Source organism: Streptomyces sp. NPDC059567 (assembly GCF_042735655.1).
In the GTDB taxonomy this organism is placed as follows: domain Bacteria; phylum Actinomycetota; class Actinomycetes; order Streptomycetales; family Streptomycetaceae; genus Streptomyces.
The window spans coordinates 1-10,175 of sequence record NZ_JBHWBS010000155.1; the positions used below are offsets into that span (position 1 = coordinate 1).

Sequence of the window (10,175 nt, forward strand, 5' to 3'; positions counted from 1 at the left end):
CAGCCACCCCGTGTGGGGCCTGGAGATGTCGGACGGCACCGACCTCACCGCCGTCACCGACCTCGACGGACTCCGCGCCGCCCTGGACGACGAGGGTGGAGTCACCGCTGACCGCCGCCGCGATCAGCTCGGAGAGCAGCGACTTGGCCGTGCCCGGCTCACCCACCAGCATCAGCCCGCGGTTGGTGGCGAGGGTCACGAGCGCGCGCTCGACCAGGGCGGTGTCGCCGACGAACTTCCGGCTGACGCCCGCTTCGTCGTCACCGACGATGAACCGGCGCGCGGCCCGCAGACTCAACTGCCAGCCCGGGGGCCGGTGATCGGTGTCGCCGGCCCGCAGGGCAGCCAGCTCCTCGGCGTACCGAATCTCCGCCGGTGGCCGCTGCAGCCCCTCCTCGGGCGACTCGGCGATGCGGGCGCTCACGAGGTCAACTCCGTCAGATCGGCCAGCAGCTCGGACACGGTCACCGGGTCGAGGTCCGCGAACTTCAGCCGGTACTCCCGGCCGCCCCGGTGGTCACCAGGCCGCTTGTCCAGCCAGATGGTCTCCAGCGTCTGGTCCGGGAACATGTCGACCATGCCCACCGCGATGCCCTCGTCCAGGGCGATGACCAGATAGCACTCGGGCCCGATGCGGCGCGAGAACCACCGCTCCACGCCCGCGTCCTGCGGCTGGCCCCGCTCCCAGCCGCGCTTCTGCAGCCCGAGCAGCTTGCCGACGGGCACGGTGATGCCCTCGAAGCGGGTCAGGCGCGCCCCGCCGGCCTCCTCCTCCGTCACCGCGAGCACCGGTCGCCCGAGCTGCGGGAACGGCTGCACGATCTCGTAGTCGGCGAACAGCTCCGACCACGTCTCGACCAGCGTGTCACCCAGGTGCAGGGGGTGGGCGAGCGTGACGGTCGCGTCGTCGGCGACGGACACCGTCTCGTCCTCGGCATCCGCGTACGTCCGGTCCTCGGCCACCCGGAACGCGGTGACCGTCCCCTCCTCCTCGGCGAGCCACACCAGACGTCGCACCAGGTGCCAGACCAGCGGATGGTCCACGAACAGCTGCCGGAACTCCGCCCCCGTCCAGGAGCGCCGGGTCACCATCGCCTCCTCCAGGCGCCGCACCTGGTCCGAGGCGATCGTCCGGGCGTCCTTCTTCAGCGCGGCGAACCGCTTGCGCTCGGCCGGGGCGAGCTCGGCGTCGTCCCGTACGCCCGGCTTCGGCAGATCCTTGAGGCGCCGGCCGCTCTCGTCCCGTACGAAGGGCCTGAGCTGCTCGTCGAAGCCGACCGTGAAGCGGCGGGTGCCGTAGTCGACGACCGTGCTCCCGTCGGCGTCCAGGCCGAGATCCGGCACCAGACGGTCCGCCAGCTGCTCGCCGGTCAGGCCCAGCTCCGCCGCCACGGCGGAGATCTTCTCCTGCGCGCGGAGCTTCAGTGCCTTGAACTTCACCCGCTGGGCGATGCCGTGCAGATGCAGCAGCGCCGCGTCGGTGCCGATGGCGGCCAGCACGTCGAGCCCGTCGACCGCCCGGTGGTGCGCGCCCTCGCCCGGCCAGGCGCGGATGATCGGGGTGAGAGCGCGGACCGTGTCGTCGTCGCCGAACCAGCCGAGGGCGTGCAGCGCCCACGCGTCCTTGGGGGGCATCCCGGCGAGCCGCCACTCCTCGAACAGCGCCCAGGCGAACGCCGAGAGGGAGTCCCTCGCGCAGAGCTCCCGTACGACGGCGACACCCGGATACAGCCCACCCGGCTTGGAGAGCGCCAGCATGGTCAGGACGTGACCGACGACCGTCGGAGGCAGGGCGCCGCCCGCGGACGTCAGGAGCTGCGGAAGAGCGAGCGGATCGGCCCAGCCGCCCAGCTCCGGCATCCGCGCGGGCAGCGCGGCCTCCAACGGATCGGAGTCGAGCAGGATCTCGATCGCCTCGGTCGCCTCCGCGCCGTACTCCGCGGCCGCCTTCCGTACGACATCCGCGCCGTGCGCCGACACGATCAGCGCCAGTGCCCGCTCGGCGGCGGTCCGCGCCGCACCGGGCTTGCCCAGGGCGTCGGGCACGAGCAGCCGTGCGGCCTCGGCGCCGTGCCGGACGAACCAGGCCGTGGCCGTCTTCCCGGCCATCTTGAGCCGCTCCAGCCAGTCGGCCATCAGCCTGGCGACGGTGGGATCGACGAAGGGCATGAGGATCGGCGCCAGCGCCGTCGGCTGGCTTGCGGCGCTCCGCAGGACCGCGGGGAGCGCGGCGAGTTCGTGCCGGGCCACCATCGGCTTGAACGTGTTCTCACCGTCGTAGATGCCACCGCCCTGCCAGTCGGCCAGCAGTGGCCGGACCAGCTCGACGGGGCCGTGGGTGAACACCGCGATGTCGTGCCAGGAGTTCTGGCGCCCCTGGCGCATCTGCTCGACCAGCTCTTCCAGCGGCCGGTACGGCTGCCAGCCCGTGACCCAGGACTCGGCGGTCGTCCACTGCTGCTGCTCGCCCGGCTGCCACTCGATGCGGGAGTCCGACGGGGCGACGAGCCCGGTCACCACCCGCGGCTTGACGACCTTGCGGGGGCGCGTCCACGGCGGAGCGGTCAGCAGCTCCGGCAGGGAGTCGAGGGCGACCTCCTCGACGTGGCCTTCCTGCCGCGCGAGCGGCCCCACGATCTCGGCGACTTCCTCGGACAGTTCGGGCAGGACGGCGAGCGCGATCTCACGGTGGGCGGCGACATGCGCCTTGAGCAGTCGTCGGGCCGTGGTGGCGCTTTCGTCCGCCCCCTGCGCGGCCTCCGCCAGCAGACGCAGCGCGCGCACCGGGAAGCGACGCGCGGCGGTGATCAGGACGCCCCGCACGTGCTTGTCGTCGATGAGGTCCACCAAGTGACGGAACGCCACGTCGGAGGGGAGTTCGCCGAGCGCGGCGGCCATGGCCTTGGTGGTGTCCGTGTCGATGTACTCCCGGTTCAGCTCACGCCCGAGCAGCGGCGCCATGGCCGCGCCCACGCCCTCGGCGACGGTCGCGATGACGGCCGGGCTCCAGCCGCGATAGCCGAGCGCGTAGTCGCCGAGCAGAGCGACCTGCTCGGCGGTTCCGAGCGCACACAGAAGCATCGTGCGCGTGCCGAGGTCCACGTGCGCCGACTCTCCCAGCTGTGCGCAGCACTCGTCCACCCACCCCGCCTCCGAGGGGACGAGGTACGACACCTGGACCGTCCTGCGGACGCTGTGCCGGTGCCCGGCCAGGGCCTCGACCGTGGCCCGGTAGGTGGCGTCGTCGGCCACCGAGAGCAGGGCCCTGACCCGGTCGAGGGCCGCGCCCGTGGTGCCCCAACCCCAGCCGCCGGCGCCCTCGGGGTTCACCCTGATCCCGACGACGACACTGCGGTGGTCCCGCTGCTCCCATTCGTTCCGTGTCTCCCACAGCTCCACCGCCGCGCAGGCGGCGAAAGGCAGCCCGAACTCCGCCGCCCAGGCGTCCGCGACCAGCGCGTAGCCCTCACGCTCGGCGTTGAGCATCGCCGCGAGCGCCGCGGCGCCGACCACGTTCGGCTTCCCCTCCCGGTGCGCGCGGGCCGCCTCGACGATCCGGGCATCACTCCGCGCGGAGCCGAGGGCCTCTTCGATCACCTCGGCCTCCCCCGCGAGCAACGCCCGGAGCCGCGCCGGCGCGCCGGCGTCGACCGCGGGCACGGTACGGCGGACGCCTCCCCGCCGGGGACGCAGATTCCGCTTCCAGGCGGCGGGCAGGACGAAGGTGTCCTCGTCGGGCAGGACGGCGCGCGCGGACCCGGAGGCCTCGGGGACCTCCGGAGCGGCGCTCTCCGGCGCGGGCGGGACGGTGACCGCCGACTCGCCGACCTCCTTGTAGCCCTTCCGCTCCTTCTCCGCGACGGCCTTGACCAGGTACGACCGTGCGGCCTCGGAGGAGTCGAACTCCTTGGCCCGAGTCTGGCCGTCGGTGCCGACGCGTCCGAAACGGACCGTCACCGATGCCCCGGCCGCCTCGGCTTCCCAGAACTTGTCCGAACCGTCACCGACGTACTCCCAGCGCCGCACGGGCCCTCCCCTTTTCCCGGTTGATCATGTGTCCGCACACTAACGCGAGCCTCTGACAACGGGATCGGGCCGTGGGATCAGAGGGCGGCCGCGACCCGTTCCTGGTGGACGCGCAGGTGCAGTGTCGCCAGGTCGAGGAGGGGGGTGGGCACCGACAGGGCCCGGGCCCTGGCCACCAGATCGCCGAAGAGGTGCTCGACCTCCGTCGGGCGCCCGGCCACCAGGTCGCGGTAGAGGGAGGGCACCATCGAGGACCCGGGCGCGGTCACGATGCCCAGTGTCGCGGCCCGTTCGGACTCCGGTACGGGATGGCCCGCCGCGGCCGAGACGGCCGCCGCCTCCGCCAGCACCGCCGGCCCCAGTTCCGCGCCGCCCGGGACGGCGTTGACCTCACCGACCGTTCCGCGCATCAGGCTCGTCACCGCGCCGAAGGTCGTGATGAAGACCCACTTGTGCCACATGGAGGCCATCACGTCCTCGGGCACCAGGGCGTCGATGCCCGCCTCGCTCAGTACCGCCCGGATCTTCTCCACCCTCGGCGAGGGGGACCCGTCCTGCTCACCGATCGTCAGATGGGCTATCGGCGCGAGGCGGGCGATGTCGCCTTCGTCGCTGAGGGTGGTGACCACCTTGGCGACACCGCCGAGGACCGGTGCGGTGCCGAAGCGGGCGTTCAGGGTGTCGATGTGGGCGAGCCCGTTGAGCAGCGGCACGATCGCGGTGTCGGGGCCCACGGCCGGGGCGATGTCCTCGATCGCCTGCTCCAGGGCGGTGGACTTCACCGAGAGGAGGACGAGGTCGTACGGGGTGGTCAGCTCGTCGGCCGTGAGCAGCCGAGGCTCCACGGACCATTCGTCGTCCCGGCCGATGATGCGCAGGCCGCGCTCGCGGAGCACGGCGGCGCGGTGCGGACGGACCAGGAAGGTGACGTCCTGTCCGGAGCGGGCCAGCAGGGCTCCGAAATAGCCTCCGGTGGCTCCGGCGCCGACGACCAGGATCTTCATGAGTGGGAACCTCTCTTGGGGCCTTGGGTGGCGGACGGGGTGAGCAGCGGGCTGAGCAGACGGTGCGGGCGGGCGAGCGCCACCGTCACCGGGTCGTCGTCCTCGGACGCGGGCGCGAGTCCGGGGCCGGGGGTCACGAGGGTGTCGCGGGCCTGGACCGGCGCTCCGCAGCCGGTGCAGCGGCCGTCCCCTGCGAGGGGGGCGTCGTCGTCGACGTGGCGGAAGACGCGGCGTGGGCCGCCGTCCGGTGCGTAGAACTCGTCGCCCCAGGAGGTGAGCGCGCGGACGGCGGGCCAGAGCGACACCCCTTTGGGGGTCAGGCCGTAGACCTCGCGGCGCCCGGTGTCGGGGAGGCGCTGGAGGACACCGGCCTCGGTGAGGGTGGTGAGCCGGTCGGTGAGGATGGCGCGGGGGAGGCGCAGATGGGCGGCGAACTCCCCGAAGCGGCGGACTCCGTAGAAGGCGTCGCGCACGATCAGCAGGGTCCAGCGCTCGCCGATGATCTCCATCGAACGGGCGAGGGCACAGGTCTGACCGCTGTAGTCGCGCGGAAGTGGCATGGCGCAGACAGTAGCGCAGAGAGTTCGGTGGTTGAACTGTTTTCGCCGGGGTTAGGCTCGGCGCACGATGAAGAAGACTCCGGGGACCGGGGACGCGCACCCGGCTCCACCCAAGGCCGACAAGGCGAGCGTGCGACGGCACAACCTCAGCCTCGTCCTGCGGACCGTGCACGAGGCGGGCGAGACGACCCGCGCCGCGGTCGCCGCGCGCGTGGGACTGACCCGCGCCGCCGTCTCCTCGCTGGTCGAGCACCTCCTCGACCAGGGCTTCCTGGTGGAGTCGGGCAAGACGTTCAGCGGGCAGGCGGGGCGGCCGGGGACGGTACTGAAGGCGGCCGACACCGGAACGGCCGGGCTCGGTGTCGAGATCAACGTCGACTACGTGTCCGTGTGCGTCGTCGACCTGGCGGGCACCGACCGGCTGCGGATCACCGAGCCACTCGACAACCGCGCGGCCGACGCGACCGAGGTCCTGGGGCGCGCGGCCCGGATCGCGGCGAGGGTCCTCGCGCGGGCGGCGGAACGGGAACTCCACCCGACCGGCGTACGGCTGGCCCTGCCCGGTCTCGTCTCGTCCGGGACCGTCCACCAGGCCCCGAACCTCGGCTGGAACCGCGTCGACGCCGACCGGATCTTCGCCGCCGCCCTCACCGCCCTGCGCCCCGGGCGCCCGGAGCTGCCGGTCGCCTCGGACAACGAGGCCAACGTCGCGGCCCTCGCGGAGCTGTGGTTCGGCGCCCTGGGCGACGTACGGAGCTTCGTGCACCTCACCGGCGAGATCGGCGTCGGCGGCGCGATCGTCGTCAACGGCGAGCTGCTGCGCGGCGCGCACGGGTTCGCCGGCGAGATCGGCCACATGGCCGTCGACGCGGAGGGGCCGCTGTGCCGCTGCGGCTCGCGCGGCTGCCTGGAGCAGTACGCCGGCCAGTCGGCGCTCCTGCGGGCGGCGGGGCTCCCGGAGAAGGGGGAGACCGGGCCCTCGGGCGTCGAGGAGTTGGCGCGCCGAGCGGCGGCGGGCGAGCCGCGAGCGCTGGCCGCCGTCGAGGAGGCCGGCCGGATGCTCGGCCTCGCCCTCTCCGGCGCGGTGAACCTGCTCGACCCCGAGGTCGTCGTCCTCGGCGGGATCTACCCCCGCCTGATGCCCCGCCTGGGCCCCGCCGTCGACGCCGAACTCGCCCGCCGCGTCGTCTCCGGCCTCTGGACCCCCACCGCCGGCCGCCTCCGCCCGGCCTCCACCTCGGCCGACGCGGCGCGCGGAGCGGCAGCCGTGGTCATCCGCGACGTCCTGGCAGACCCCTTGGCCCACGGCCACTGACCCCAGGCGCCCCGGACATCCCACGTCCGGCGATCCCCGCGCGCGCCCCGCGCGCGCCCCGCGCGCGAACGGCATGCATCGCCCCACGGAAGGTCGTCGCCGACGCGGGCGAGGAGTCCGGCGGCGGTGTCGATGAGCTGGTCGACGGCGGTGCGGTCGCGAAAGATCGCCAACCGTGAGTACCCCCCTCACCGCCGAGGACAAAGGAAAGCCGGCTTGGTCGCTCATGGTGCTGCTCACCGGGGCCGCGTGCGCGGTGCTGGGATTCGGCGCGGCCTGGTCCTGGTGGGCCCTGCTCTGGGCTCCGCTGCTCCTGCTTGCCGTCGCGTTCACGATTCGCGAGTGGCGTGTCATGGCAGGCAACCACTGGCGTGCCGGCGTCCTCGAATGGTTCCTGCTCGCCGTCGCCCACCTGGGGATGGTCGCTGCGGTAGCGCTGATCGTCGGCGTGTAACGCACCTGGAGCCGGATCCGTACGCAGCTCTGTTCCGATGCCCAGGGTCTGTCCGGCGGATCTCGCCGGGCTCTCCCTGAGCACAGCCGGTGCCGTGGCACTTGACGGTTCTTCCGAACAATTGAGTCGACACCCGTTCCGAGCTGCGGGAAACTCCCCGCGATGATTCAACGAACCGACATGCCTCCCACGTGGGACGAGCGTACGCAGCTGACCACCTTCCTGGACTACGCCCGTGATACCGCGCGAGCCAAGTGTGAGGGCGTGTCCGCCGAGGACGCCCGCAAGGCCCCACTCCCGAGTTCACCGCTGATGACGCTGTGCGGGCTGATCAGCCATCTGCGGTGGGTCGAGTACCACTGGTTCCAAGTGGTGTTCCTGGGTGAGGAACCTGCGGGACCGCTCACCGAGGCGACCGACGATGATCCCGACCCCGAGATGCGAACAGCAGTCGACATCCCGTTGCCGCAGCTTCTCGCCGAGTACGAGGAACAGAGCGCCCGCTACCGTCGCCTGGTGTCCGACCACGAGCTGAACTCAACGGCCAAGCGTCCCATCAGAGACGGCCGCTACGTCGATCTCCGCTGGGTGATCCTCCACCTCATCGAGGAGACGTCCCGCCACAACGGCCACCTCGATGTCGTGCGTGAGCTCGTCGACGGGCGGACCGGCGCCTGAGAGCTGCCCTGCGGGTCACGCCCGGAGCCAGAGCCGGATCGAGGTTCGCCCACCCGTTCTTCGGCTCGGGGATGGTGTGCTTGATCTGCCGTGTGCGCAGGTAACTGCGATTGCGGCGGGAGGAGTACGCCTTGTCACCCCCGAGGTGGTCCGGGTGGGTGCGGGGGCGTCCGCCGCCGGGGCGCGGCCGACACGGATGCGTTCCATGACGGGGATGAACTGCGGGGCATCACCCCACCGGCCTGGAGTGATCAGCAGGGCCAGGGGACGGCGCTCGCCTTCCCCAGCCAGAGGAGTCCACCGACACTTGCGGGCCCCGGCCGCATGCTGATGGGCACGGCACACCGTGGACTCGACACTCAGGTCCCACACGATCGCACCCTCCGTGTCGGCCAGGTCCCGGAGCCGGGTGAGGAGCCAGTGCCAGGTGCCGGCCCGCTGCCATCGGCGGAACGAGTCGTGGACCCGGCCCCACGGCCCGTACTGGGCAGGCACGTCCCGCCACGGCACACCGGCCCGGACCCGGAACCGTATGCCGTCGATCAGCTGTCCATCGCATCCGCCGCGTGCGCGGCGGTGAACGGCACATTCCCCGCGAACCGCAGGGAGGCCGCGCGCCTACCCGCGCCCGGCACCTGCCGCTCGGCAGCAAAGGCGGGACAGGGAAGGGATGATGACGCGGCCACTGTCACCGCCGATGTCTGCGGCGCGTTGAGCTGGTAGCGCCCAGTGGCGGGCGGGCGGTATCGGACCCGACGGCCGCTACCGCCCGTCGGGTCCGCCTGCCGCGGCACTCAAACCGACCGACTGAACTGCCCGGTCGCGCTCCCGCCGAACCCACTTGTAACGTTCGGCCGTTTGGCGGCACTGACGGGTATGAACCATGACGACCCGCGTGCGCTGTTCCTCAACTGCACGCTGAAGAAGAGCCCGGAGCCGAGCCATAAGCATGGCCTGATCGACCTCAGCTCGCGGATCAAGGAGAAGCAGGGCGTGCACGTCGAGCACCTGCGGCCGATCGGCCATGAGATCGCCACCGGGGTGTGGCCCGGATATGGCCGAGCACGGCCGGCAGCGCGAAGCGTGGTGGCCGGCGATCTGCCAGCGCGTGATGGCCGCCGACATCGTCGTCATCGCCGGGCCGATCTGGCTGGGTGACAACAGCTCCCTCGCCAAGCAGGTCATCGAGCGGCTCCACGCCTGCTCCGGCCTGCTCGACGAGGCCGGGCAGTACGCCTGCTCCAGGAGGGTGGGCGGCTGTCTGATCACCGGCAACGAGGACGGCGCCGAGCAGTGCGCCATGAAGGTCCTCTACGGCCCTCCAGCACCTGGGGTACGTCATCCCACCGCAGGGCGGACGCCGGCTGGATCGGAGAGGCCGGTCCCGGCCCCTCGTATCTCGATCCGGGCTCCGGCGGTCCCGCCAACGACTTCACCAACCGGAGCACCACGTTCATGACGTGGAACGTGCTCCACATGGCCCGGCTGCTCAAGGACGCCGCATCCCCACGCACGGGACCCAGCAGTCGGAGTGGGCCGCCGGCTGCCGCTTCGGCTTCGAGAACCCGGAATACCGCTGACATCAGCAACGAAAGGCTGAGAATCATGACTGTCGAGACGGTCGACACCGTTCCCACCTGCGCCTACCCGGGCTGCACCCACGCGCCCGAGCCGAAGGCGCCCGGCGAGGAGGGACCGGCCTCCCGTTACTGCGACCACCCCGACCACAACGCGCTCGGCGCGTTCCGGAAGTTCCGCGCCAAGCGGCAGCAGCGCAAGGAGGACAAGCGCGCGGCGGCCGAGGCCAGGAAGGCGGCCAAGGAGGAGGCGAAGGGGGCCGCTCAGGCGGCACCGGTCCCCGGCGAGTCGTGGCCCGCCTCCTCCGTACCCGGGGCCGCGGTCGTGTCCCGGGAGCACGGACACGCCCCCACCGCGGAGGTGTCCGAGCCCACCCTGCCCCCGCCGTCGGCGGAAGCCGTGCACGGTGAGCTGGGCTCGATGGAGGAGGCCATGGAGGCCGTGGCCTCCTCCATGGCGATGGCCGATTGTGGTGACGGAGCCCAGTCCCGCGACACCGTCGTCGCGCTCATCAAGCAGCTCTCCGCCGATCTCCCCGCCTACATCGAGGAGTTGGCGAT

Annotated in this window: 7 protein-coding genes and 3 pseudogenes; 5 read left to right on the forward strand and 5 right to left on the reverse strand. The window is 72.2% G+C overall.

Features of this window, described 5'->3' with window-relative positions:
* The 4 genes from ACFVZW_RS35620 to ACFVZW_RS35635 all read right to left on the reverse strand — a co-directional run.
* A partial coding sequence (locus ACFVZW_RS35620; protein WP_384530545.1) for an AAA family ATPase occupies positions 1–424 on the reverse strand: 424 nt, incomplete at its 3' end.
* Positions 421–4,026 carry a WGR and DUF4132 domain-containing protein gene (locus ACFVZW_RS35625; protein ID WP_384530547.1) on the reverse strand — a complete coding sequence of 1,202 codons (3,606 nt, stop codon included), beginning with the start codon at positions 4,024–4,026 and terminating at the stop codon, positions 421–423. The genes ACFVZW_RS35620 and ACFVZW_RS35625, both read right to left, overlap by 4 nt.
* A 77-nt stretch (positions 4,027–4,103) precedes the next feature.
* Positions 4,104–5,030, reverse strand: coding sequence for a ketopantoate reductase family protein (locus ACFVZW_RS35630; protein ID WP_384530549.1), 927 nt, complete (start codon positions 5,028–5,030; stop codon positions 4,104–4,106).
* Positions 5,027–5,590, reverse strand: coding sequence for a winged helix-turn-helix transcriptional regulator (locus ACFVZW_RS35635; protein WP_384530551.1), 564 nt, complete (start codon positions 5,588–5,590; stop codon positions 5,027–5,029). The genes ACFVZW_RS35630 and ACFVZW_RS35635 overlap by 4 nt, the downstream gene beginning before the upstream one ends.
* Positions 5,591–5,657: 67 nt before the next feature.
* Between ACFVZW_RS35635 and ACFVZW_RS35640 the strand changes: the two genes are divergently transcribed.
* From ACFVZW_RS35640 to ACFVZW_RS35650, 3 genes are all read left to right on the forward strand, one after another.
* Positions 5,658–6,905, forward strand: coding sequence for an ROK family protein (locus ACFVZW_RS35640; protein ID WP_384530553.1), 1,248 nt, complete (start codon positions 5,658–5,660; stop codon positions 6,903–6,905).
* 175 nt (positions 6,906–7,080) lie between these two features.
* Positions 7,081–7,359: a hypothetical protein gene (locus tag ACFVZW_RS35645; protein WP_384530555.1), complete on the forward strand. Its 279-nt coding sequence runs from the start codon at positions 7,081–7,083 to the stop codon at positions 7,357–7,359.
* Positions 7,360–7,521: 162 nt separating this feature from the next.
* Positions 7,522–8,037 (forward strand): DinB family protein, encoded by a 516-nt coding sequence (locus ACFVZW_RS35650; RefSeq protein WP_384530557.1) that lies wholly within the window; start codon positions 7,522–7,524, stop codon positions 8,035–8,037.
* A 43-nt stretch (positions 8,038–8,080) separates the two neighbouring features.
* Here ACFVZW_RS35650 and ACFVZW_RS35655 read toward each other — a convergent pair.
* Positions 8,081–8,583: pseudogene (locus tag ACFVZW_RS35655) on the reverse strand (IS5 family transposase); the annotation flags it as partial.
* Positions 8,584–8,913: 330 nt separating this feature from the next.
* Between ACFVZW_RS35655 and ACFVZW_RS35660 the strand changes: the two are divergent.
* Together ACFVZW_RS35660 and ACFVZW_RS35665 are read left to right on the forward strand one after the other, a co-directional pair.
* Positions 8,914–9,617 (forward strand): annotated as a pseudogene (locus ACFVZW_RS35660) (flavodoxin family protein).
* A 25-nt stretch (positions 9,618–9,642) separates the two neighbouring features.
* Positions 9,643–10,175, forward strand: a pseudogene (locus tag ACFVZW_RS35665) (hypothetical protein); the annotation flags it as partial.

Coding starts and splice junctions, on each gene's coding strand:
- ACFVZW_RS35630 (WP_384530549.1), bottom strand. CDS start 5,030: ATGAAGATCCTGGTCGTCGGCGCCGGAGCCACCGGAGGCTATTTCGGA.
- ACFVZW_RS35635 (WP_384530551.1), bottom strand. CDS start 5,590: ATGCCACTTCCGCGCGACTACAGCGGTCAGACCTGTGCCCTCGCCCGT.
- ACFVZW_RS35640 (WP_384530553.1), top strand. CDS start 5,658: ATGAAGAAGACTCCGGGGACCGGGGACGCGCACCCGGCTCCACCCAAG.
- ACFVZW_RS35650 (WP_384530557.1), top strand. CDS start 7,522: ATGATTCAACGAACCGACATGCCTCCCACGTGGGACGAGCGTACGCAG.